The 23,869-nt window shown below is 59.3% G+C and carries 21 protein-coding genes and 1 pseudogene; 13 read left to right on the forward strand and 9 right to left on the reverse strand.

What is annotated here, in order from left to right:
- Positions 1–18 precede the first annotated feature (18 nt).
- Positions 19–489 (forward strand): glycine zipper 2TM domain-containing protein, encoded by a 471-nt coding sequence (locus tag GWQ29_RS06820; protein WP_275908921.1) that lies wholly within the window; start codon positions 19–21, stop codon positions 487–489.
- Positions 490–591: 102 nt separating this feature from the next.
- Here the strand turns inward: GWQ29_RS06820 and GWQ29_RS06825 are convergent, their stop codons facing one another.
- The 3 genes and pseudogenes from GWQ29_RS06825 to GWQ29_RS06835 all read right to left on the reverse strand — a co-directional run.
- A complete protein-coding gene (locus GWQ29_RS06825; RefSeq protein ID WP_059112415.1) occupies positions 592–1,839 on the reverse strand; it encodes a diguanylate cyclase in 1,248 nt (415 codons plus the stop codon).
- A gap of 57 nt (positions 1,840–1,896) precedes the next feature.
- Positions 1,897–2,847 carry a thioredoxin-disulfide reductase gene (gene trxB, locus GWQ29_RS06830; RefSeq protein WP_275919062.1) on the reverse strand — a complete coding sequence of 317 codons (951 nt, stop codon included), beginning with the start codon at positions 2,845–2,847 and terminating at the stop codon, positions 1,897–1,899.
- Between the two features lie 722 nt (positions 2,848–3,569).
- Positions 3,570–3,770, reverse strand: a pseudogene (locus tag GWQ29_RS06835) (alanine dehydrogenase); the annotation flags it as partial.
- A 150-nt stretch (positions 3,771–3,920) separates the two neighbouring features.
- Here GWQ29_RS06835 and lrp point away from each other — a divergent pair.
- The 8 genes from lrp to miaE all read left to right on the forward strand — a co-directional run bounded on the left by lrp (position 3,921) and on the right by miaE (position 14,133).
- A complete protein-coding gene (gene lrp / locus GWQ29_RS06840; protein WP_005300047.1) occupies positions 3,921–4,412 on the forward strand; it encodes a leucine-responsive transcriptional regulator Lrp in 492 nt (163 codons plus the stop codon).
- A gap of 202 nt (positions 4,413–4,614) precedes the next feature.
- Positions 4,615–7,134: a DNA translocase FtsK 4TM domain-containing protein gene (locus tag GWQ29_RS06845; protein WP_275919063.1), complete on the forward strand. Its 2,520-nt coding sequence runs from the start codon at positions 4,615–4,617 to the stop codon at positions 7,132–7,134.
- Positions 7,135–7,211: 77 nt separating this feature from the next.
- Positions 7,212–7,820, forward strand: coding sequence for an outer membrane lipoprotein chaperone LolA (gene lolA, locus GWQ29_RS06850; protein WP_219597417.1), 609 nt, complete (start codon positions 7,212–7,214; stop codon positions 7,818–7,820).
- A 118-nt stretch (positions 7,821–7,938) separates the two neighbouring features.
- Positions 7,939–9,282: a replication-associated recombination protein A gene (locus GWQ29_RS06855; RefSeq protein ID WP_275919064.1), complete on the forward strand. Its 1,344-nt coding sequence runs from the start codon at positions 7,939–7,941 to the stop codon at positions 9,280–9,282.
- A 355-nt stretch (positions 9,283–9,637) separates the two neighbouring features.
- A complete protein-coding gene (gene serS / locus GWQ29_RS06860) occupies positions 9,638–10,933 on the forward strand; it encodes a serine--tRNA ligase (protein WP_275919065.1) in 1,296 nt (431 codons plus the stop codon).
- A gap of 187 nt (positions 10,934–11,120) precedes the next feature.
- Positions 11,121–11,609: a CvpA family protein gene (locus GWQ29_RS06865; protein ID WP_005310746.1), complete on the forward strand. Its 489-nt coding sequence runs from the start codon at positions 11,121–11,123 to the stop codon at positions 11,607–11,609.
- Positions 11,610–11,630: 21 nt separating this feature from the next.
- Positions 11,631–13,151: an amidophosphoribosyltransferase gene (gene purF / locus GWQ29_RS06870; RefSeq protein ID WP_005310748.1), complete on the forward strand. Its 1,521-nt coding sequence runs from the start codon at positions 11,631–11,633 to the stop codon at positions 13,149–13,151.
- A gap of 223 nt (positions 13,152–13,374) precedes the next feature.
- Positions 13,375–14,133 carry a tRNA isopentenyl-2-thiomethyl-A-37 hydroxylase MiaE gene (gene miaE / locus GWQ29_RS06875; RefSeq protein ID WP_256688196.1) on the forward strand — a complete coding sequence of 253 codons (759 nt, stop codon included), beginning with the start codon at positions 13,375–13,377 and terminating at the stop codon, positions 14,131–14,133.
- Between the two features lie 156 nt (positions 14,134–14,289).
- On the opposite strand, the gene GWQ29_RS06880 is transcribed toward miaE, so the two are convergent.
- The 6 genes from GWQ29_RS06880 to pspF all read right to left on the reverse strand — a co-directional run bounded on the left by GWQ29_RS06880 (position 14,290) and on the right by pspF (position 20,811).
- Positions 14,290–15,075 carry an ATP-binding cassette domain-containing protein gene (locus GWQ29_RS06880; RefSeq protein ID WP_275919066.1) on the reverse strand — a complete coding sequence of 262 codons (786 nt, stop codon included), beginning with the start codon at positions 15,073–15,075 and terminating at the stop codon, positions 14,290–14,292.
- Positions 15,076–15,109: 34 nt separating this feature from the next.
- Positions 15,110–16,108 (reverse strand): oligopeptide/dipeptide ABC transporter ATP-binding protein, encoded by a 999-nt coding sequence (locus GWQ29_RS06885; RefSeq protein ID WP_099993630.1) that lies wholly within the window; start codon positions 16,106–16,108, stop codon positions 15,110–15,112.
- Positions 16,108–17,001, reverse strand: a complete 894-nt coding sequence (locus GWQ29_RS06890) for an ABC transporter permease subunit (RefSeq protein WP_275919067.1) — start codon at positions 16,999–17,001, stop codon at positions 16,108–16,110. Before GWQ29_RS06890 ends, GWQ29_RS06885 begins: the two co-directional genes overlap by 1 nt.
- A 35-nt stretch (positions 17,002–17,036) precedes the next feature.
- A complete protein-coding gene (locus GWQ29_RS06895) occupies positions 17,037–17,996 on the reverse strand; it encodes an ABC transporter permease subunit (protein ID WP_099993626.1) in 960 nt (319 codons plus the stop codon).
- A 2-nt stretch (positions 17,997–17,998) separates the two neighbouring features.
- Positions 17,999–19,594 carry an ABC transporter substrate-binding protein SapA gene (gene sapA / locus GWQ29_RS06900; protein WP_192873408.1) on the reverse strand — a complete coding sequence of 532 codons (1,596 nt, stop codon included), beginning with the start codon at positions 19,592–19,594 and terminating at the stop codon, positions 17,999–18,001.
- 182 nt (positions 19,595–19,776) lie between these two features.
- Positions 19,777–20,811, reverse strand: a complete 1,035-nt coding sequence (gene pspF / locus GWQ29_RS06905) for a phage shock protein operon transcriptional activator (protein WP_169046283.1) — start codon at positions 20,809–20,811, stop codon at positions 19,777–19,779.
- Between the two features lie 194 nt (positions 20,812–21,005).
- Here pspF and pspA point away from each other — a divergent pair, with 194 nt between their 5' ends.
- From pspA to GWQ29_RS06925, 4 genes are all read left to right on the forward strand, one after another.
- Positions 21,006–21,686 (forward strand): phage shock protein PspA, encoded by a 681-nt coding sequence (gene pspA, locus GWQ29_RS06910; RefSeq protein ID WP_005310762.1) that lies wholly within the window; start codon positions 21,006–21,008, stop codon positions 21,684–21,686.
- A gap of 3 nt (positions 21,687–21,689) precedes the next feature.
- Positions 21,690–21,926, forward strand: a complete 237-nt coding sequence (pspB, locus tag GWQ29_RS06915) for an envelope stress response membrane protein PspB (RefSeq protein WP_025326779.1) — start codon at positions 21,690–21,692, stop codon at positions 21,924–21,926.
- Positions 21,923–22,327: an envelope stress response membrane protein PspC gene (gene pspC / locus GWQ29_RS06920; protein ID WP_005310766.1), complete on the forward strand. Its 405-nt coding sequence runs from the start codon at positions 21,923–21,925 to the stop codon at positions 22,325–22,327. Before pspB ends, pspC begins: the two co-directional genes overlap by 4 nt.
- Positions 22,328–22,458: 131 nt before the next feature.
- Positions 22,459–23,865, forward strand: coding sequence for a YcjX family protein (locus GWQ29_RS06925; RefSeq protein ID WP_275908913.1), 1,407 nt, complete (start codon positions 22,459–22,461; stop codon positions 23,863–23,865).
- The last annotated feature ends 4 nt before the right edge of the window (positions 23,866–23,869 follow it).

A 23,869-nucleotide genomic window follows, 5' to 3' on the forward strand; every position in this document is an offset into this window, starting at 1 on the left:
AGGCGAAGAGGTTCACAGATGAAGGCCATTATCCTGATAGTATCCAGCTTGCTCTGCTTTGTCACTGCGCCCGCCGGGGCCCAGGTTTACGAGCGCAACACGGCGCGGCCCGTCAATCAGGTGGTGTTTGGCCAGGTGGAGACGGTGCGCAACATCACCCAGCGCCAGATCCTGGAGTCTGAACATTCCGGCTGGAAAACCCTGGGTGGTGCCGTTTTGGGCGGCCTGCTTGGCAACCAGTTTGGCGGCGGTCACGGCCGTGAAATTGCTACCGCCGTCGGGGCGCTGGCCGGCGCGGCTGCGGCGCAGCAGTATCAGTCTGGCGACACTGTGGTGGAGAACAAGCTGGTAGAGCTGCTCATTCGCAACGAGCAAAACGGCTTGGTCAACGTTATCCAGGATTACGATCCGGCCATGGTATTCATGAACGGAGACAAGGTGCGCATCCTCTATTTCGACGATGGGGTACGAGTCGACAAGACCTACTGAGACAGGGCGCATCGAGCGAAGCAGAAAAGAGGGAAGGGGAGCAACCCGACGGTCTCCATTGGCAGGAGCCAGTCGGGCGGTACTACACGGAACTCATCTAGCTCAGGCAGATGAGCCCTGAGACACTATCTTGTCGCGACCTGTGTTTTTTGCCTGATAGAGCAGGCGATCCGCTTCACTCAGTGCCTCGTCCATGGAGACTCGCCCGACATTGATTACCCCGAAACTGGCGCGAACGAACAGCGGCGTCTCCCGTGACAAGGGTTGCTGACGCAGTTGTTGGCGCAGTCCCTCCAGCCGTTTGAGCAGCACTGGCACTGTGCAATGGGGCACCATAAGGGCAAATTCCTCTCCCCCAAAGCGGGCAATCATGGCATCGGGGAAGAACTGGGTCAGCAATCGGGTGAGGTGGCAGAGCAGTTGATCGCCGATGGCATGACCCCAGTGATCGTTGACCTGCTTGAAGTGATCCACATCGAGGACACACAGCGCGAGCGGCGTCTGCTGGCGCTGATGCTCCTCAAACCACTTTTGCCCCTCGTTGAACCAGTAGCGTCGGTTATAAAGCCCGGTCAGGTAGTCACGGTTGGCGGATTCCTGAATGCTGTTGAACTGCTCAAGCGCCTCCAGGTTATGGCTGACCCGACACTGCAACTCTTCCGGCTCGAACGGCTGGTTGAGAAAGTCGTTGGCCCCTTGCTTGAGGTAGCGGGCAGACAAGCCCCGTTTGTCCGACACCGAGATCCCTATGATGGCGAGCTGCTGCTTGCTGTAGCGCTCTCGCAGCATCCGTACCAGGCTGATGCCGTCAATTTCCGGCATGTAGTAGTCGACCAGTACCAGCCGGATGGCCGGATGCTGCTCAAGGGTGGCAAGGGCTTCGCGGGCATGGCTCGCCTCGTGGACCAGCAACAACTGCTTGCGTAGCTGTGCCATGGTGCGGTGGCGGGAGGTGCGTGAATCATCGACGACCAGCACTTCAATCTGCTGATTGAGATAGAGGCGATGTACCAGACCGACCGCGTATTGCAGGGAGTGACGTGAATCTTTCATCACATAATCCAGCACCCCTGCTTCCAGCCAGGCCTCCCGCTTGTCTTCACTGATGTCGGCGGTGAGGATCACCACTGGCAAGCCTCGCTCCAGCAACACCTTGACGGCTTCCCCGCTGGGAGCATCAGGCAGGGTGAGATCCACCAGTGCGACCACGTATTCGTCTCCCTGGCAGTGACGTGCCCCCTCCAGGGTATCGAAGGCATCAATCTCCAGGCCAGTTTGCTGCGCGATGGCCTGGATCAACATGCGACGGATCGTCATGCTATCTTCGACAATCAATATTTTCTGTTTCATCCGGCTCCTTAACGTAAAAAGGCATGCCTCACGGCATGCCTTTTATATCCCTTGCGCTTATTGCGCGTCCAGATATCGCTCGGCATCGAGGGCGGCCATGCAGCCGGTGCCGGCAGACGTGATGGCCTGACGGTAGTTGTGATCGGCCACGTCACCGGCGGCAAATACCCCTTCAATGCTGGTCTGGGTGGCAAAGCCGTCCAGTCCGCCACGCACGATCAGATAGCCGTTTTGCATCGCCAGCTGGCCCTCGAAGATCTGGGTATTCGGCTGGTGACCGATAGCGATGAATACGCCCATCAGCGGCAGATCTGTCGTGGTGTCATCCTGCGTGCTGCGCAGGCGCACACCGGTCACGCCCATCTGATCCCCCAGTACTTCGTCCAGGGTCTGGTGGGTGTGCAGCATTATGTTGCCGCTCGCTACCTTGTCGTGCAGACGCTTGATCAGGATCTTCTCGGCGCGAAACTCATCGCGGCGGTGAATGAGGTGCACCTTCTTGGCGATGTTGGCCAGATAGAGTGCCTCTTCCACTGCGGTATTGCCGCCGCCGATCACAGCCACTTCCTGGTTGCGATAGAAGAAGCCGTCGCATGTAGCGCAGGCGGAGACGCCGCGTCCCTTGAAGGCCTCTTCGGAAGGCAGTCCCAAATATTTGGCGGAGGCGCCGGTGGCGATGATCAGCGCATCGCAGGTGTATTCGGCGCTGTCGCCCTTGAGGCGAAACGGACGCTGGGTCAGCTCCACTTCATTGATGTGATCAAACAGGATGCGGGTATCGAACTTCTCCGCATGGGCCTTCATGCGCTCCATCAGGGCTGGACCGGTCAGACCTTCGGGATCACCGGGCCAGTTTTCCACCTCTGTGGTGGTGGTCAGCTGACCACCTTGCTGCATGCCTGTGATGAGCAGAGGATTCAGGTTGGCGCGGGCTGCGTAGACGGCGGCAGTGTAACCGGCCGGGCCTGATCCCAGGATCAGCAGTTTGCTGTGAGTGACTTGGCTCATGATGTGATTTCCGAGACGTGATGAGTTTGCGCGATTGTAGGTAATTCGTGATATGGGGTCAAAGGTCAGTGAGTCGATTGTGCCAATCGACCATAGGTGCAGGCTGATGCTCATTTTGAGGTGAAAAGGGTTCATTCTGGACGGATCCTGACTCAGAGAAGTGCGTTTGCCAGCGCCAGGTTGGGCGGGGCTTGCGAGTTCGCTCGGGATGGCCTTGGTCCCCCCGGTATTTCGGCTGCGTTATCGGGTCTTGCCTCGTTGACGAAGCCGCAAACCGGATGTGTACGGGTGAGGGGCTTCTCGTCTTTGCCCGTATCTGTGTCATGCCGACGATGGCCGAACCCGGCTTCATGCGGACAATATGGTCATGGTTGACAACTCTTGGCGCAGTGGCGCCCGGTGCCATCATTGCGCAGCTGATCCCTGTCTTGACCACTTCAACAGCGAGATGACGTTCAGCAGAATACCAAGACAGTCAGGCAGAAGAGGAGCATGCGGGCTATTCGAATGAATAGAGATGCGTTCAGCCACTTTCTTCGCCATGGGCGGCAGCGTCAGGTCATTTCGGGCGGATGGTTTAGAGGGGGCCGCGATTGACTGACAGGGCCAGTGCCCGGGACCCAATGCAAACAGGTGGCACAACGGAATTAAAGAGGGGGGTGTTCCCCGTGGGGCAGGCATGTTTGATGTGCGGAGTTATCTGGTCTGGATGATCATCCGGTCTTGGCGAAAACGGCTGCTGCAGAGACCAAAATATCGGCACCGACAGCGCGATAATCTGCCTCATCCAAGCCAATGCCGCTTCCTGCGCCGCTTTGGACGAAAACAGTATGGTTTCGTGCTGTCAGTTCACGTACACTGGCCGGAACCATGTCTAGGCGATATTCATGGTTTTTTATTTCTTTAGGTACACCGATAATCATGCTATCCCTCGTCTATCGACCGGTGTTTTATGTTGCTTCAAGGTTACGTAACATTTGCGCCTATCATATTCAGGTATTGACAGGATTTGTGACCATAATTATAAAATGACTGGTGATTCTTACCAAAAAATAGCCAAAGGATGGAATAAAATGATGGAAGCTAAGAGTCGGCTAAAGGATTTGGACAGGATTGACCGCAACATTCTGAATGAACTGCAAAAGGATGGCAGGATTTCGAACGTTGAGTTGTCCAAGCGAGTTGGCCTGAGTCCTACACCGTGTCTGGAACGGGTTCGTCGCCTCGAGCGACAAGGTTATATCGAAGGATATGCCGCTATTCTGAACCCTCATTATCTGGATGCGTCTCTGCTGGTGTTCGTGGAAATTACCCTCAATCGCGGTGCGCCGGATGTGTTTGAACAGTTCAACAAGGCTGTTCAGGTGCTTGAAGAGATCCAGGAGTGCCATCTGGTCTCCGGCGATTTCGACTATCTGCTCAAGACCCGCGTCAGCGACATGTCGGCCTACCGCCGCCTGCTGGGGGAAACCCTGCTGCGACTGCCCGGCGTCAATGACACCCGCACCTATGTGGTGATGGAAGAGGTCAAGCAGAGCAGTCGTCTGGTGATCAGCACCCGTTGAGTTGGGTTATGCTGTGGCTTGCCAGGCTAATGACAAGTCACGACAGTCAGAAACGAGCGGCCGGTCCGCTCGTTTCTTCTTATCGAGTTGGTTGTGAATATGGCCTAGCCCATCAGGCACTGGCTGACAATCGGTGGGCTTTTCAGGGATACTAGGCCCCCTTATCCCCCCGCATTATATGTTTTCAGAAAGGAGCCGGAGTTTGGCCGATAAAAAGCTGTTTACTCCTTTATCAGGTACACAACGGATCTTCGAAGCCGTCTTGATCGCCATCACTCTGATGGCTGCCTATCTCTTGCTTGCCCTGTTGTCCTATCATCCCGCCGATCCCGGTTGGTCGCAGACCTCCTGGCAAGGGGAGGTGAAGAACCTCGCCGGCAGCGCGGGGGCCTGGCTCGCCGATATCACCATGTTTACCTTTGGGGCTTTCTCCTATCTGGTTCCACCCCTGGTGGTTTTACTGGGCTGGAGCCTGTTCTGGCGTCCGAGCCGGCTGCTGGATGTGGACTATCTCACCCTGTCGGTGCGCATCGTCGGCTTCGTGCTGACCGTGCTCGGCATGTCCGCCATTGCCAGCATGAACTTCAATGACATGCAGAATTTTTCCGCCGGTGGCCTGGTGGGGGACGTGATCGCCTCCGCCGTGGTGCCGCTGTTTGGCGGCGTCGGTGCCAATCTGATGCTGCTCTGCTTCGTGGCAACCGGCATCACACTGTTTACCGGCTGGTCCTGGCTCACCATAGTCGAGCGGATTGGCGCCACCTGTACCGGTTCGGTCAGCGCCATCTACCACTTCCCCACCACACTGGGTCGCTGGTTGACCGGTGGCTGGCGTCAGCCCCGTTACGAGGGAGCCGATCCCTTGCTGGAAGGGGGCGTCGGTGCCCTCGAGCTCGATGATGAAGACGAAGATGAGCCGCACTCCAGCTGGACCCGTCGTCCCAAGGGTAACGGTACCGCCAAGGGCCAGAAGGCAACCTCCGATGAGTGGCTGCCGGAGCTCGATGACGATACCTTCCAGTTCGACCCGCAGTTTGATGATGAAGATGACGAGCCGGCACCCGCGGCCAAACCCAAGCGCGCTGCCGCTGCCAATGCCCGTCGCCAGCCGGCCCTGACCACGGCCGATGACGAGGATGACGAATTCGATCTGCCTTGGGCCGAGGGTGAGCCGGTCGCACCGGTTGCCGCCACGCCGGGCAAACCCAAGCGCCGTGTGCAACTGAGCATGCCTCCCTTGCCGAGCATTGAGCTGCTGGACAGACCGCCCGCCAAGACCCAGATGATGAGCAAAGACGAGCTGGACCGTATGGGCCGTTTGGTGGAAGCCAAGCTGGCCGACTACAACGTGCAGGCCAAGGTGGTCGGTGTCTATCCGGGCCCTGTCATCACCCGTTTCGAACTGGATCTGGCCCCTGGCATGAAGGCGAGCAAGATCACCAATCTGTCGCGGGACTTGGCCCGATCACTTTCCGCCAGCAGTGTGCGGGTGGTGGAAGTGATCCCGGGCAAGACTTTCGTCGGTATCGAGTTGCCCAACCGGGTGCGCCAGACCGTTTACCTGCGCGAGACTCTCGATTGCGATGCTTTCCGTGATAGCCGCAACCCCCTTACCATGGGGCTCGGTCAGGACATCGCAGGGGAGCCCGTGGTGGTGAATCTGGCCAAGATGCCGCACTTGCTGGTGGCCGGTACGACCGGTTCGGGCAAGTCGGTGGGGGTCAACACCATGATCATCTCCATGCTCTACAAGTCGTCCCCGGACGATCTGCGTTTCATCATGATCGACCCCAAGATGCTGGAGCTCTCTGTCTACGAAGGGATCCCCCATCTGCTGACCGAAGTGGTCACCGACATGAAGGATGCTGCCAACGCCCTGCGCTGGTGTGTGGGCGAGATGGAGCGCCGTTACAAGCTGATGTCGGCGGTCGGGGTGCGTAACCTCAAGGGCTACAACGACAAGGTCTTGGCTGCGGCTGCTGAGGGAGAACCGATGCGGGATCCCTTGTGGCGCCCGGGTGACTCCATGGATCAGATGCCGCCGGAGCTGGAAAAGCTGCCCCACATAGTGGTGGTGGTGGACGAATTCGCCGATATGATGATGATTGTCGGCAAGAAGGTCGAAGAGCTTATCGCTCGTATTGCCCAGAAAGCGCGGGCCGCCGGTATTCACCTCATACTGGCGACCCAGCGTCCCTCTGTGGATGTGATCACCGGTCTTATCAAGGCCAACATACCGACCCGGATCTCGTTCCAGGTGTCGAGCAAGATAGACTCGCGTACCATTCTGGATCAGGGCGGTGCCGAATCCCTGCTTGGCATGGGCGACATGCTCTACATGCCGGCCGGCACCTCCAACCCCACCCGTGTCCATGGCGCCTTCGTCGATGATCACGAGGTACACAAGGTGGTGGCGGACTGGAAACTGCGCGGTGAACCTAACTACATCGAAGAGATCCTCTCCGGTGAGTCAGGCGGCGAGGGCGGCAGCAGCGAATATGGCGGTGGTAGCGACGAAGAGCTCGACCCCCTGTTTGACGAGGCGGTGGCCTTTGTGGTGGAGTCGCGCCGTGGCTCGACGTCCAGCGTGCAGCGCAAATTCAAGATTGGTTACAACCGTGCGGCTCGTCTCATCGAGCAGATGGAAAATCAGGGTATCGTCAGCTCGCCGGGCGGCAATGGTCAGCGCGATGTGCTGGCACCGCCGCCGGTACGGGACTAAGGCTCACCCTTCCTCTACCCTGGCCATACCCTCATCGGGTGTGGCCTTTTATCGAGAACGTCCTCATGAAAAGCGTGATGAAAAAACAACTGTTGATAGGGTCTGTGTTGCTGGTTGCCAGCAGTCAGGTGTGGGCGGATGCGGCCAGCAGCCTCAAGCAGAAGCTGGCCGATGTGAGCCTATTCTCCGCCAAGTTTGCCCAGACCGTTTACGACAGCAAGGGCAAAGAGCTGCAAAAGGCCGGTGGCGATCTGCTGGTGCAGCGCCCGAATCGTTTCAACTGGCACACTACCTCGCCGGACGAGAGCCTGATAGTAGCGGATGGCAAGGACGTCTGGGTCTATGACCCCTTCGTCGAGCAGGTAACCGCCCTCAAACTCCAGGATGCGGTGCTCAATACCCCCTTCATCCTGATCGCCGGCAACGACGACAAATTCTGGAAGCACTATGACGTGACCCAGGAAGGGAATGTCTACACCGTTACCAGCCGCAACAAGGATGAGCTGATCGCCTCCTTTCGCGTCACGTTCGACAGGCAGAACAACATCAGTCGTTTCGATGTGAAAGAGGCACAGGGGCAGTGGAGCGAATTTACCCTGAGCAGTTTCAACCGCAAGCCGGTGCTCAAGGGCAACGAATTTGTCTTCAAGATCCCGAAGGGGGTCGAGCTGGACGACCAGCGCTGATGAGCAATTTCTCTTTGGATGTCTCGTCGGGCCATCACCTGCTGGCGGCCCGCATGATGTCTTTGGATCTATCGTCATACTGTCCGCCACTGGCGGTCGGCATGACGCTGGATGGTCAATGCAGATGAGCAATTTATCGCTGGATTTTTCGTCGGACTTTCGTCCGCTGGCGGCCCGGATGCGGCCGCAAAACCTCGACCAGTACATAGGTCAGCAGCATATCCTGGGGCCTGACAAGCCCCTGCGCAAAGCGATCCTGGCGGGGCACTGCCACTCCATGATCCTGTGGGGGCCGCCCGGTACCGGCAAGACCACGCTTGCGGAACTGATGGCGCACTATTGTCAGGCGGAGGTGGAGCGACTCTCTGCGGTCACCTCCGGCATCAAGGAGATCCGCGCCGCCATCGACAAGGCGAAGGAGAACAGCTGGCGCGGGGTGCGTACCATATTGTTCGTCGATGAGGTGCACCGCTTCAACAAGAGCCAGCAGGATGTGTTCCTGCCCCACATCGAAGATGGCACCATCACCTTTATCGGTGCCACCACCGAAAACCCCTCGTTCGAACTCAATAACGCACTGCTCTCCCGGGCCCGGGTCTATCTGCTCAAGCGACTGGAAAAGGACGACATCCTCGCCATGATGGATCAGGCAATGACAGACTCCCGCGGTCTCAATGATCCGGCACTCACCTTTGCCCCCGGAGTGAAGGAGGCGCTGGCCAAAGCCGTGGATGGTGACGGGCGCAAATCCCTCAACTATCTGGAGCTGCTGGCCGACATGGCCGAGACCAATGAGGCAGGGGAGAGGGTGATCGACAGCGCCCTGCTCGCCGCCGTGGTGGGGGAGCACGTGGCGCGCTTTGACAAGGGCGGCGATCACTTCTATGACCTCATCTCGGCGGTGCACAAGTCCATTCGCGGCTCGGCCCCCGATGCGGCCCTCTACTGGTATGCCCGCATGGTGAGCGCAGGTTGTGATCCTTTGTATATTGCCCGCCGCTTGCTGGCCATCGCCTCGGAAGACGTGGGCAATGCCGACCCAAGAGCCATGCAGGTAGCGCTGTCGGCCTGGGACTGCTTCCACCGCATCGGTCCTGCCGAAGGGGAGCGGGCCATCGCCCAGGCCATCGTCTACCTCGCCTGCGCTCCCAAGAGCAATGCGGTCTACACCGCCTGGAAAGCGGCGCTCAACGACGCCAAAAACCTGCCCGATTTCGAGGTGCCGCCGCACCTTCGCAACGCACCTACCAAGCTGATGAGCGATCTGGGCTATGGCGCCGAGTATCGCTATGCCCATGACGAACCGGGCGCCTATGCCGCTGGCGAGCAATATTTTCCGCCGGAGCTGGTGGGCAAGCAGTACTACCAGCCCACGGATCGCGGTCTCGAGAAGCAGATCGCCCAGAAGCTCGATTATCTCCACGAGCTGGATAAACAGAGCCCACACAAGCGGGACACCTGACAGGGCGAGCCCGCCGATGTGCATTCGCCCAAGTGTGCTGGGTGATACCTGGGGCTATATGAGCCTTGCATCGTAAAGGGGCCAGCAGGGGGCGTATTTGCCCTCACATGGCAGGTAACGTCAGTAAAAACGACACAAATAGTCCCTGTTCGCGCGGGGGGGCGGTCTGATACACTGCCCCTCTGACCCCGCTTGTCTTGGCCTGATGCCATCTTCTTGATTTCGAAGGCCTGATTTTGAAGGCCCGAAGCTGAAGACGATAGGGGTGCGCCAACCGATGTTAACTTCCGGATCTGTTTTCTCGCCCGGTCTGATGACCCAGGCCCAGATCCCATTTTAAAAAAGTAGGTAAACCATGCTGGATCCCAAATATCTGCGTAGCGAGATCGATGAAGCTGCCGCTCGTCTGGCGACACGTGGCTACGTTCTGGACGTAGCGGCTGTCAATGCTCTGGAAGAGAAACGCAAGGATCTGCAGTCCCGTACCCAGGAGCTGCAGGCCGAGCGCAATGCCCGCTCCAAGTCCATCGGTGAGGCTGCCCGTCGTGGTGAAGATGTGGCCCCGCTCAAGGCCGAGGTGACCAAGATCAACGACGAGCTGGAGACCAGCAAGGTCGAGCTGGATGCCCTGCTGGCCCAGCTGAAAGCCATATCCGACGCCATCCCCAACCTGCCGAGCGAGACCACGCCGGTGGGTCGCGACGAAAACGACAACGTCGAAGTGCGCCGCTGGGGTACCCCGCGCGCGTTCGACTTCCCGGTGCGCGATCACATCGATCTCGGTGAAGCGGCCAAGGGCGTCGACTTCAAGAACGGCGTCAAGCTCTCCGGCGCCCGTTTCGTGGTGATGAAGGGTCAGATTGCCCGCCTGCACCGCGCCCTGGCGCAGTTCATGCTGGATCTGCACACTCTGCAGCACGGTTACACCGAGTGCTACGTGCCTTACCTGGTGAACCCGGACAGCCTGTACGGCACCGGCCAGCTGCCCAAATTCTCCGAAGACTTGTTCAACACCGGCATCAATGGTGAAGGGGAAGAAGAGGGCAAGGTGCGCAAGTTCTCCCTGATCCCGACCTCCGAAGTGCCGCTCACCAACATGGCACGCGACGAGATCTTCGATGAGCAGGAGCTGCCCATCAAGATGACGGCCCACAGCCCCTGCTTCCGCTCCGAAGCCGGATCCTACGGCCGCGACACCCGTGGTCTCATCCGCATGCACCAGTTCGACAAGGTCGAGATGGTACAGCTGGTTCACCCCGAGAAATCCTGGGATGCGCTGGAAGAGATGGCCGGTCACGCCGAGAAGGTGCTGCAACTGCTGGAGCTGCCGTATCGCGTGATGGCGCTGGCCACTGGCGACATGGGCTTCTGCGCCGCCAAGACCTACGATCTGGAAGTGTGGCTGCCGGCCCAGAACACCTATCGCGAGATCTCGTCCGTCTCCAACTGCACCGACTTCCAGGCGCGCCGCATGCAGGCTCGCGTCCGCATCGATGGCAAGCCGCAGCTGCTGCACACCCTGAATGGCTCAGGTCTGGCAGTGGGCCGCACCCTGGTGGCCGTGATCGAGAACTACCAGCAGGAAGATGGCCGCATCGCCATTCCGGCGGCGCTGCAATCCTACATGGGTGGCCTGACCCACATAGGTTAAGCACACACGCATGAACACAACGCCATGGCCATGCCATGGCGTTGTGCGTTTGGGCGCCAAATCTTCGCGTTGGCGCCAAAAAAAGTGCTTCATCCGGCCCCCGGTCGAACATTTAACACATTTTTATCAAGCATTGCGCAATCGTTTTTGTTAGACTGCGCCGCAATTTCGCAGGACACTTTTTCCTATGGTCTGGATTGATTACGCCATCATCGGCATCGTCGGTTTCTCCGCCCTCATCAGCCTGGTGCGCGGCTTCGTCAAGGAAGCCATGTCCCTTGTCACCTGGTTTATCGCCTTCTTTATCGCCAGCCATTTCTATCCCGATCTCGCCGTCTATTTCACCTCGTTCTCCGATCCCCTGGTACGCAACGGCCTGGCCATTGCAGCCCTGTTCGTGGCGACCCTGATCCTGGGCGGCGTGGTGAACTATGTGGTGGGGCTGCTGGTGGAAAAGACCGGCCTGTCAGGAACGGATCGGGTGCTTGGCATCTGTTTTGGCGCCATTCGCGGAGTGCTGATCGTCAGTGCCCTGCTGTTTTTTATGGATACCTTCACCAGCCTCTCCCAGAGCGACTGGTGGGTGGCGTCCAAGCTGGTACCGGAGTTCAAACCGGTTATCCAGTGGTTTTTCGGGTTCATGTTGAACTCATCCAGTTTTCTTAAACAGGTATAGTGACTTCGAGGTAGCAAAGACATGTGTGGTATTGTCGGTATAGTTGGCACCACCCCCGTCAATCAGGCCCTCTACGACGCCTTGACGGTGTTGCAGCACAGGGGACAGGATGCCGCCGGGATCGTGACCATAGACAGTGGAAACTTCCGGCAACGCAAGGCCAACGGCCTGGTGAAGGACGTGTTTGAAGTGCGTCACATGCAGCGACTGAAGGGGCATATCGGCATAGGTCATGTCAGATATCCCACCGCAGGCAGCTCAAGTGCCGCTGAAGCCCAACCTTTTTACGTGAACTCTCCCTACGGCATGGTGCTGGCTCACAACGGCAACCTCACCAACGCCAAGGATCTCAAGGAGCAGCAGTTCAAGGTGGCCCGTCGTCACATCAACACCACCTCCGATTCGGAAGTGCTGCTGAACGTGCTGGCCCACGAACTGGATCTCTGCGACAAGATGGCGCTGCGTCCGGAGGATATCTTCTCTGCGGTGCGCAAGACCCATCAGCAGATCCGTGGCGCCTATGCTGTCGTCTCCCTGGTGATTGGTCATGGCCTCATCGGCTTTCGTGATCCCAACGGCATTCGTCCGCTGATCCTGGGTCGTCGGGCAGACGAGCAGGGCCAGGTGGAGTACATGCTCGCCTCCGAGAGCGTGGCGCTTGACGCCATCGGTTTCGAGACGGTGCGCGATGTCGCGCCGGGTGAAGCCATCTACATCACAGAGCAGGGCCAGCTCTTCTCCGAGCAGTGTGCGGAAAACCCGCAGATGAGCTCCTGCATCTTCGAATATGTCTACTTCGCCCGTCCCGACTCGTGCATCGACAAGGTCTCCGTCTACGCCGCCCGCCTCAACATGGGTCGCAAGCTGGGCCAGAAGATTGCGCGCGAGTGGGAAGATCTCGATGTGGATGTGGTCATCCCCATCCCGGAGACCTCCTGTGACGTGGCGCTGGAGATAGCCCATACCCTGAACCTGCCGTACCGTCAGGGCTTCGTGAAGAACCGCTACATAGGCCGTACCTTCATCATGCCGGGACAGACCCAGCGCAAGAAGTCGGTACGCCGCAAGCTCAACGCCATCAGCTCAGAATTCAAGGGCAAGAAGGTGTTGCTGGTGGATGACAGCATAGTGCGCGGGACCACCTCTGAGCAGATCATCCAGATGGCCCGAGAAGCGGGCGCGGCCAAGGTCTACTTCGCCTCGGCGGCACCGGAAATCCGTTTCCCCAACGTCTATGGCATCGACATGCCCACCGCCAACGAGCTGATCGCCCACGGCCGGGAAGTGGAAGAGGTGTGTGCACTGATTGGTGCCGATGGCCTGATTTTCCAGGATCTGGAAGATCTGGAAGAAGCGGTGCGGGAGATCAACCCCGAGTTGCGCCACTTCGAAACCTCGGTGTTCAACGGTCACTATGTCACCTCAGACGTGGATCAGTCCTATCTGGATCACTTGAACGCCATGCGCAGCGATGACAACAAGGCGGTGCGTGAGTGGCAGGAAGGCACCAGCAATCTGGAAATTTTCAACGAAGGCAGTTAAACGTTTTCGTTGTCAATGACAGAGATGAGATGGGGGCTGCGGCCCCCATTGTTGTGTCTGGGCAATGGGGGAGGGATGTTATCTGATTGAAAAAAAAGCACTTATGCAGCCGGGTGTGGGCAGTGACGGCGGGATCCGCTAGCATAGTCACCCTGTCGCGCCCTTCGCGCTGTCGTATCCACTCGACTAAATGCCGTATCAACCAGAACAGACGAGAATTCAGATGGATGACTTGTTAGCCCCCGTGCGCCAGTTTTTGCAGTGCGAGACCCCGGATGAGTGGGTGGCAATGGCGCGCGATCCCGCCCATCTGCCCACCCTGCTTATCGATCACGCCAACTGCGAGAACAAGGCTGCGCTCACTGCCCACAGCCTGGTGCGTCGCTACTGCCTGCCCAAGGGAAAACGTCATCTGCTGCCCAAGCTGGAATTCTATCGGGAGCTGGATGCCATCCCGGAGAAGGCCGAGATCCTGGGCAAGCGCAGCATGGGGGAGTCCGATCGCACCGTGTTTGAGGAGCTGGCCCGCAACCCGCTGCTGTTTCCCATGGTGCGCCTCATCCAGGAGGAGCTGCACCACTTCGAGCAGGTACTGGCGCTGATGGCCGCCCGCAACATCCCCTATGGCCCCGTGACCGCCTCCCGCTACGCCCGCAACCTGATGCAGCATGTGCGTACCCACGAGCCTGCAACTCTGGTTGACAAGCTGATCATCGGTGCCTACATAGAGGCGCGATCCTGCGAGCGTTTTGCCAAGCTGGCGCCCCATCTGGACGAGGAGCTGGGTCGCTTCTATGTCTCCCTGTTACGCTCCGAGGCGCGCCATTATCAGGACTATCTGGCCCTGGCCGAGCAATATGCGGGTGAGGATATCAGCGAGCGGGTGGCTTATTTTGGCAAACTCGAAGCCGAGCTTGTCTGCTCGCCGGATCCGCAGTTCAGGTTCCATAGCGGGCTGCCTGTCAGATCTGACAGTTGTTGATGTCAAGGGGGCTGCCTACCATGGCCATGTTCCTACTACGAGCGACGCATCATTTTTGAGCGCAATTCCCGGCCCCTGAGCCGGGATTTTTTTGCGCGTTTTCAAGCAGGTGAGCAGGGGAGAGTGCCGGTGTCAGGACTGGCACCGGCCACGGGATTAGCGGCGGTATTCGTTGTTGTAGTTCTGGATCAGGCGGCGGGTCACCTCATGCTGGGGATCGGCGAACACCTTGAGGGTTTTACCACGTTCCACCACTCGTCCGTCGTGCATCACCAGCACCTCGTCACTGATGTGGCTTACCACCCCCAGATCGTTGGCTACCAGCACATAGCTCAGCCCCATGGTCTCCTGCATCTCCAGCAACAGGTTGATGATCTGGGAGCGTACCGAGATATCCAGGGTGGAGAGCGCCTCATCGGCTACCACTATCTTGGGATTGAGGATCAGCGCCCGTGCCAGCGCCACCCGCTGTTGCTGACCGGCGGAGAGCATCTGGGGGTAGAAGAGGGCGTGATCCGGCAGCATGCCCACCATGCGCAGGGTCTGCATTACCTTGTCGCGGCGCTCCTCGTCACTCATTTCGGTGTTGAGCCGCAGCGGTGTCTCCAGGATCTGGCCGACCCGGATCTTGCGGTTGAGGGAGGAGTTGGGGTCCTGGAAGATCATGCGCAGTAGCTTGCAGCGGGTCTGGTAGTCGCCATGCACCAGGGTCTGACCCTCGATGGCGATGTCGCCGCTGGTGGGCTCTATCATGCCGGCCAGGATCCGTGCCAGGGTACTCTTGCCGGAGCCGGCTTCACCGACGATGGCCAGCGTCTGGCCCACGTCCAGATCAAACGAGAGTGGCTTGATGGCTTCCACCGCCCGGCGGCGAAACAGGCCGGTGCGGTTTTGATAGGTCTTGCTAAGGCCTCTGACCTGCAACAGGGAAGGTTCAATCACAAGCTGTGCTCCTTGACGGGGGCGTTAACGAACATCATTTTTTCGGCTCCTCCATGTTCAGCGGGAAGTGGCAACTGAACTGGTGGCCCTTGATCTTGCTCATCAGCGGCGTCTGTACGCACTGCTTCTGGGCATAGGGGCAACGGGGACCGAGCCGGCAACCTATGGGCAGATGCTGCAGCGGTGGAATGACACCGGGCAGGGTTTCAAGTCGCGACTTGTGGCGCACCAGCTTGTCAAAGTCGGGAATGGACTTGAGCAAGGCATCGGTATAGGGGTGGTGCGGGGTATCCAGGATCTGCTCCCGGGTACCTACCTCCACCATCTGGCCGCAGTACATTACATTGATGGTGTCGGTCAGGTTGGCGATGGCGGCAATGTCGTTGCTGATGATGAGAATGGTGGTGTTGCCCAGCTTGTTCATCTTGTCCAGCAGCCGCAGGATCTGGGAGTGGGTGGTGGACTCCATGGCGCTGGTGGGCTCATCGGCTACCAGCAGGCGCGGCTTGTTGGCAATGGCCATGGCGATCATCACCTTCTGACACATGCCGTCAGAGAGCTCGTGGGGATAGGCGCGCATCACCTTGCGGTGATCCTTGACGCCGACCCTGTGCAGCAGCGCGATGGCTTTTTTCTTGCGCCACTGGAAGCGTTGCCAGAATTTCCCTTCAAACGAATCGGTCGGGATCGCCTCTTCCAGCTGGGCGCCAATCTCCCCGGACGGATCCAGGCAGCTGATGGGGTCCTGAAAGATCATGGCTATCTCGCGGCCCATGATCCGGCGCCGCTCCTTGGGGGCCATGGTCAGCAGATCCATGTCGTTGAAGCGCATCCGGTCGGCACGTACCGTCCAGTTGTCTTTCTGGATGCCGACGATCACTTTGGCAATCAGGCTCTTGCCGGAGCCGGATTCCCCCACCAGGCCGCGGATCTCCCCCTCGGTCAGGGTCAGGCTCACCTTGTCCACCGCCTTGACCTTGCCCTGTGGCGTGTCAATTTCGATGGTGAGGTTGCGTATGTCGAGCAAGGGCATTAATCATTCCCCTCTTTGAGTGCTTCACGGATGCCTTCACCAACTAAATTGGTGACCAGCACGCTGAACAGTATGGCCATGCCCGGCAGGGTCACGGTCCAGGGGGCCAGATAGATGAGATCGCTCGAGTCGGCCAGCATGGCACCCCACTCCGGCTGGGGAGACTGGGCACCGAGACCGAGAAACCCCACCGCCGAGATATCGAGGATGGCGGCAGAGAGGGTGCGAGTGGTCTGGGCGACCAGGGTCTCCACTATGTTCGGCAGTACGGCCAGACGCATGATCCGAAACGGGGGCGAGCCGTCGAGGCGACTGGCGATGATGTACTCCTTTTGCATCTCGGTGTGGACCGCATTGTAGGTCGCCCGGATGAAGGGGGGGATCAGCGCCAGCGTGATGGCAATCAGGGTGTTGAACAGGCCGGGCCCCAGAATGGCGACCATGATGATAGCCAGTAGCAGAGAGGGGATGGAGAGCAGGGTGTCGAGCAAGTGGTGCAGCACGCTCGATTTGAGCCCCTTGCTCATGCCGCCCAGGATGCCGATGGCCGTGCCTATCACCATGGCGATCAGCACTACCAGCAAGGCATTGCCGAAGGTGAAGCGCGCGCCTACTACCAGCCGGGAGAGGATGTCACGGCCCAGATCGTCTGTGCCAAGAAAGTAGTCTATGTTGCCGCTGTTGGCCCAGGAGGGTGCCAGCAGCAGGTGGGTACTGTGCTGCTCATCGATGCCATAGGGCACCAGGAAGGGGCCAATCAAGGTGATGAGTAGCAGGATCACGAAGCACCAGAGTGCCCCCATTGCCAGCGGATTGCGGCGATAGGAGGCCCAGGTCTGCTCCAGCGGGGAGAGGATCTTGAGCTCGGGGTAGAGGCTAGTCTTGTCTTGCATAGGATTCCTGGCTCCAGGTCATGCCGTGAGCACCTTCAGTCTTGTTTTGCATAGAGTTCTTTACGTCGTGCCGGATAGATGATGGTGGTGAGCAGCTCTGTGCTGACGCTGGTAAAGATAACGAAGCCAGCTACTACCAGGGTGGCGCCACGGATGGCGGCATAGTCCTGCAGGGCTATGCTGCTGATGAGCCAGCGACCGATCCCGTGCCACTCGAACACCACCTCCGTGATCATGGCGGAGGTAAGCACGCTGCCCAGTTGCAGACCCAGCAGCGGCAACACGGGTGGCAGGGCATTCTTGAGGCCATGGCGCCAGACAATCTGCCGGCGGGAGAGACCACGGCTCGCTGCCGCCTTGATGTAGTTCTGCTTCATCACGTCGATGAGGGAGCTGCGCACGTGGCGGATCACCTCTGTGGTGGGCACCACCGCCAGCACCAGCGAGGGCAGGATCAAGTGGCGCAGGGCATCGTGCAGTGCCGCCTGGCGCCAGGGTTCATGGCTCATCAGCACGTCGAACAGCGCTATGCCGGTGATGGAGGGCACGTCGTAGAGCAGGCTGATCTGGCCGGAGGCGGGCAACCAGCCGAGATCCAGCGAGAAGAACATCACCATCAGCAGCGCCAGCCAGAATACCGGCACCGAATAACCGATGAGACTGGCGGTCATGATGGAGAGATCCAGCGGCTTGCCTTGTGAGAGCGCCGCCAGGGTGCCCAGCGGAATGCCCACCAGCAGCGAGATGGCAAACGCCGTTGCACAGAGGATCAGGGTGGCCGGGAAGTAGTGGCGGATCTCGTCCAGCACAGGCAGACCGGATACACTGGAAAGCCCCAGATCCCCGTCCAGAATCTTGTTCAGGAAGTCAGGATAGCCGCTCCAGAAGCTGGCTTGCAGGCCGATGAGCCGATAATCCAGCAGATAGGCGACGAAGGTCAGGGCCAGCAGAGTAATGAGCAGCAGACTGATGCGGCGCAAAATATAGAGAAACATGCTTACTCCCTGTGGGCTTGGTAGAAGACGGTGCCGCCAAAAGGCATCAGGGAGAGCCCCTCAATGTCGCTGCGACTGACCTGGGTGCGCAGGGCATGGGCCAGCGGGATGAGCGGCAACTGCTCGTTGAGCAGGGTCTGGGCGTAATAGTAGTTGCGCAACCGGAACGCCAGCTGGGGTGTGGTCACAGCGTCATCCAGCAGTTGATCGAAGGCCGGACTGCACCAGCGGCTGTAGTTGTTGCCACGCTCGACGGCGGTGCAGCTCAACAACTGGCGAAAGAAGTTGTCGGGGTCGGCGTTGTCGGCAATCCAGCCCGATAGCAGGCTGTCGTATTGGCCGTGGGCGAGGCGCGTTTCGATGACAGGCCACTCCTGCTGCACGATTTTCAGCTTGATGCCGACTTTGGCCAGATCGCTGCGCATCAGCTGGGCTGTCTTGAGGGCATCCGGGTTGTAGGGGCGCGAACCCGGCTGTACCAGCACCTGCATCTCGAATCCGTGCTCAAGCCCGGCCTCCTTGAGCAGCTGACGTGATCGCTTCAAGTCTTGCTGACGCATCGGCAGAGAAGGATTGTAGCCCCAGGAGAGGGGAGGGAGCAGGCTGTTGGCCGGTTGTCCTGTCTCGAAGTAGACCGCTTGCAACAGGTTGTCGATATTGATGGCACTGGCGATGGCCTGACGTACCTGTACCTTGTTGAAGGGTGCCTTGCGGGTGTTGAGGGCAAGGAAGGCCACGTTCATGCCCGACTGTATGGACAGGCTCAGCTTCGGGTTCTGCTTGATCACCGACAACTGGCTGGCAACGGGGGTACTCATCACATCGCACTCGCCCGTCAGCAGCTTGGCCAGGCGCTTGGCGGATTTTGGCGTGATGTCATAGACCAGTTGTTCAATCTTGGCTTCGCCGCCCCAGTAACCCGGGTGGCGCAGGTAACGCACATATTCGTTGTGGCGATACTCCTTGAAGCTGAACGGACCTGTCCCGACCGGTTGGGTGTCCAGCAGTGCGGGGGTGCCGGCGCGGCGCATCTGGTCGGCATATTCGGCGGAGAGCACTATGGCGTAGTCGCTGGCCAGCGTGGCGAGGAAGGAGGCATCCGGCCGATTCAGTTCAAACACCACCTGCAGCTGTCCCTTCTTGTAGACCCGCTTGATCAGTTGATCCAGCCCCAGGCTGTAGAAGTAGGGATACTCGCCCCCTGAAATGGCGTGATAGGGGTGCTGCTTGTCCAGCAGCCGCTGCCAGGTGAACAGCACATCGTCGGCATTCAGGTTGCGTGAGGGACTGAACCAGGGTGTGTGGTGAAAGGTGACGCCCTTGCGCAGAGTCAGGGTGTAGGAGAGACCATCGTCACTTACACTCCAGCGGGTGGCGAGCCCCCCTTCCAGCGCCAGCGTGTTGGGGTTCACCTCCAGCAGGCGATCGTAGAGCGGGCGGGAGCTGGCATCCAGGGTCACCCCGGAATTGGAGACCTGGGGATTGAAGGTTTGGGGCGAGCCTTCCGCACAGTAGATGAGTCCCGTCCTGGACGCGTCGTCTTGTTTCTGACAACCGGTAACCAGCACCAGCAATCCAAGCAGCAAGGGTTTGAGCATTCTCATTGTAGAACCATGTTTTTATACAAATGTGCCAGTATCGGGGCTGGCGAGTTGCAGGAGTCGGCCTGAACCGGGCTCCCTGTGGTTTCAATTCGCATCGTTATCACTGTCCAGCAGCGGGTATTTGCGCCGCATGCCACGGCACTGGTGATAGCGCAGGGCCAGCATTTCCTGTGGCGTCAATCCGCATCGTTATCACTGTCCAGCAGCTGGTATTTGCGCAGCATGCCACGGAACTGGTGATAACTCAGGGCCAGCAACTGGGCGGCTTTGCGCTGATTATACTGGGATTGCTGCATGGCTTGCTTGAGTAAATCAATTTCATACTCAGCCACCGCGTTTTTGAGATCCAGCGGCAGGCTTTGAGCGGCCGGGTTAGTCTGTGGCAGGCTCTCACTGGCGATGTGCGTGGCAGGGGCACCTTGCGCACGGGGCCGCCAGGGGGAATCGAACGGGTTGAGCACCAGATCCGAGAGCGGCAACTGGGGATTGCCCTGACGATAGATGCTGCGTTCCACCACGTTCTTGAGCTCCCGCACGTTGCCGGGCCAGGGGTAATCCAGCAGCAGCTGGGTCGCCTTGCGCGAAAATCCGGCAAACAGGGGATAACCCAGCTCCCGGGTCATGCCGTGGGCGAAGTGCTCCGCCAGCATCAGTATGTCCTCGCGCCGCTCCCGCAAGGGGGGCAGAGTGATGACATCAAAGGCAAGCCTGTCCAGCAAGTCGTGGCGAAAGTGCCCCTTGTCGGCCAACGCCGGCAGATCCTCGTTGGTGGCACACACTAGCCGTACATCTACCTTGAGGGCCTTGGCCCCACCCACTCGCTCGAATTCACCGTATTCGATGACCCGTAGCAGTTTTTCCTGTACCCGGGCGCTGGTGGTCGCCAGCTCGTCGAGGAACAGAGTGCCGCCATCGGCGCGCTCGAACCGGCCCTGATGGCGCTTGGCGGCGCCGGTGAAGGATCCTGCCTCGTGGCCGAACAGCTCGGTTTCCAGCAGGCTCTCGCTCAAGGTGGCGCAGTTGATGGTGACAAAGCTTTGATCCCAACGCCCCGAGAGATAATGTAGGCGGTGGGCGATGAGCTCCTTGCCCGTTCCCCGTTCGCCGATGATCAGCACGGGTTTGCGCAGCGGTGCGAGGCGGGAGGCCTGCTCAATGATCTCGAGGAATGCGTTGGATTCCCCCAACAGGCTTTCCGTGGCCGTGCTCATAGTGATCCCTGTCAGTTGTAAAAGCTGGTCAATCTTACCAAAAGTTGGTGATTTTAATCATCACTTAGATGGGGTATCTCGAAACTCGACCCACAGGCCCATATAAATCAACAAGTTAAATTCTGTTTCAGATTGGCACACAAGTTGCCATTGTCAATGGAGAAACAACGTATGCCAACCACAGGAGTTCTATCATGAGTATTTTTTCCCGTCTGGCCGACATCATCAATTCGAACCTGACGTCCCTGCTCGACAAGGCAGAAGATCCCCAGAAGATGGTGCGCCTGATCATCCAGGAAATGGAAGATGAACTGGTGAAGGAGCGCTCCAATCTGGCCCGCTTCCTCGCCAGCCAGAAAGAGATAGGCCGCCAGGTCAGTCGCCATCAGGAGCGAGTGAACGAGTGGCAGGGCAAGGCCGAGCTGGCGCTGGCCAAGGGGCGCGAAGATTTGGCGCGTGCCGCCCTCATCGAGAAGAAGAAGCAGAGCGAGCTGGCCGAGACCCTCTATCGCGAGCAGCAGGCAGTGGACAGCGGCATCGAGAAACTGGGTGACGAAATACGTCAGCTGGAAGCCAAGCTGGAAGATGCCCGCAGCCGTCAAAAAGCGATGGCGATCCGCACCGAAGCTGCCAGCAGCCGTCTCAATGTGCAGAGCCAGGTGGCCCGTGGCGACAGTCAGGCCGTGGTCAGCAAGTTCGAGCGCATGGAGCGTCGCATCGACGAGATGGAAGCCCGTGCCGATCTGGGACAATCGGACAAGGCGCTGGCCCAGCAGTTTGCCGAGCTGGAAGCCGACGATCAGATAAGCAAGGAGCTCGAGGCCATGCGTCAGAAGCTGGGCCAGGGCGACACCACACCAAAACAGGGAGAGTAACGGATGGAAGATCTGCTGGGCGTATTGATGGTTCCCATGGTGGTCTTCATGGTGGTGGTAGCCCCTATCTGGCTGGTGCTGCACTACCGTGCCAAGGGACGGATTGGTGCCGGTCTCGCCGATAGCGAACGGGAGCAACTGCAAGGCTTGCTGGCCCGCGCCGAGAAGATGCAGGAGCGGGTCGGTGCGCTGGAATCGATTCTGGATGCGGAAGTCCCGGGCTGGAGGAACAAGGTATGAGTCCATCGAATCGGGAGGGGCGCAATCTCTATCGCGACCCCCAACAGGGCAAGATAGCCGGTGTGTGTGCCGGCCTTGCCGACTACTTTGGGGTGGAGACCTGGATCGTGCGGCTGCTGGCCATCAGCGGTCTCATCTTTGCAGGTTTCATCACCTTCACCGCCTACATAGCAGCCTGGTTTCTGCTCGATAAAAAGCCGGTCACTCTCTATCAAAACGAGGAGGGAGATTTTGCCGAGGTGCGCATGAAGGCACGCAGCTGGCAGGCGGGGATCACGCCCCATCAGGCACTGGGCCGTATCGCGCAGGAGCTCGATACTCTGGAGCCCAGGCTGCAGCGCATCGAGAAGCTGGTGACTTCCAAGGAGTTCACTCTGCAACGGGAATTCAGCAAGCTGTGAATCCGTGACGGTTCGATGAGGCCTGCCGGACTCATCGAACCTGCATGACCAATCTGGTTGGCAGGTTCGGTGAGTGCAACCGGGTCGTACGATCGAGAATAAATGGGGCAAACGGGAGAACGGGATCCGCTTTGATACGCAACAAACTCGAACAAAAATGGTCGCTCTTGCAGCACAAGGCCACCGACGTGGTGAACCGGGTACGGGATCGCCACATACGACTGGCAGTGACGGGTCTTTCCCGCAGCGGCAAGACTGCCTTCATCACGGCGCTGGTCAACCAGCTTGAACATGCGGCCATCGATGGCCGCTTGCCGTTGTGGGATGCCCAGCGGCAGGGGCGGATCCTGGGCGCCCGTCGGGTGCCCCAGAAAAATGCCCACATTCCCACCTTCGCCTATGAGCGCGGGCTCGATGCCCTGTTTGGCGATCCCCCAGCCTGGCCCGAGCCTACCCGCGGGGTGGCCGAGGTGCGCCTCGAGATCCGCTATCGCACCCGCCATCCCTTGCGCAAGCACCTGGGAGACATGTCCACCCTCTATGTGGATCTGGTGGACTATCCGGGGGAGTGGCTGCTCGACTTGCCGCTGCTTGAACTGAGTTATGAGCAGTGGAGCGAGCAGGTGCGTGACCAGCTGCGTCGCCCCGAGTTGCAGGCGCTGGCGGCCGCGTGGCTGGCGATCGCGTGGCAGGCTGAGCAGGCCTTCGAAGAGCGGCCTGTGGCGGAGCTTGCCGAGCGTTACACCGATTACCTCCATGCCTGCAAGCGCGAGCTTGGGCTGCACCTCATCCAACCCGGTCGCTTTGTGCTGCCGGGGGAGTATGCCGGTGCCCCCATGCTGCAGTTTGTGCCCTGGATGTGGGACAAACCTGCTGGCGAGCCCGCCGATGGCACCCTCTATGCCACTCTCAAGCAGCGTTTCGAGCAGTACAAGCAGCATCTGGTGCAGGGCTTTTATGAGCAGCACTTTGCCGGTTTCGATCGTCAGATAGTGCTGGTGGACTGCCTGCAACCCCTCAATGCCGGCGCCGCCAGCTTTGGTGACATGCAGCAGGCCATCGCCCGCATCATGGAGAGCTTTGCCTACGGCAAGAGCAACTGGTGGCGACGGCTCTTCTCGCCGCGCATCGACAAACTGCTGTTTGTGGCGAGCAAGGCCGATCACGTTACCCCCGAGCAGCACGGCCCTCTGGTCTCTTTGCTCCAGCACCTAGTGCGCAGCGGCCGGGGTCAGGCACGCTTTGAGGGGATCACTACAGAGTGTCTGGCGCTGGCCGCCATCAAGGCGACCGAGGTGGGCAAGGGGGTGGCCAATGGCTGCGAGTTTCCCGCCATCCGCGGTACCAGCCTCTCGGGGGAGCCGTTATTGCTCTTCCCGGGGGAGGTGCCTGCCCATATCCCGCCAGCCCAGTGGTGGAACAATCAGGGCTTTGATTTTCAGGCATTTCGCCCTTTGGCGATGAGTCCCCATCAGGCATTGCCCCATATCCGGCTCGATGCGGCGCTGGAGTTTCTGCTCGGGGATCACCTCGAATAACCCA

The organism is Aeromonas sp. 2HA2 (assembly GCF_029237345.1).
In the GTDB taxonomy this organism is placed as follows: Bacteria; Pseudomonadota; Gammaproteobacteria; order Enterobacterales; family Aeromonadaceae; genus Aeromonas; species Aeromonas salmonicida.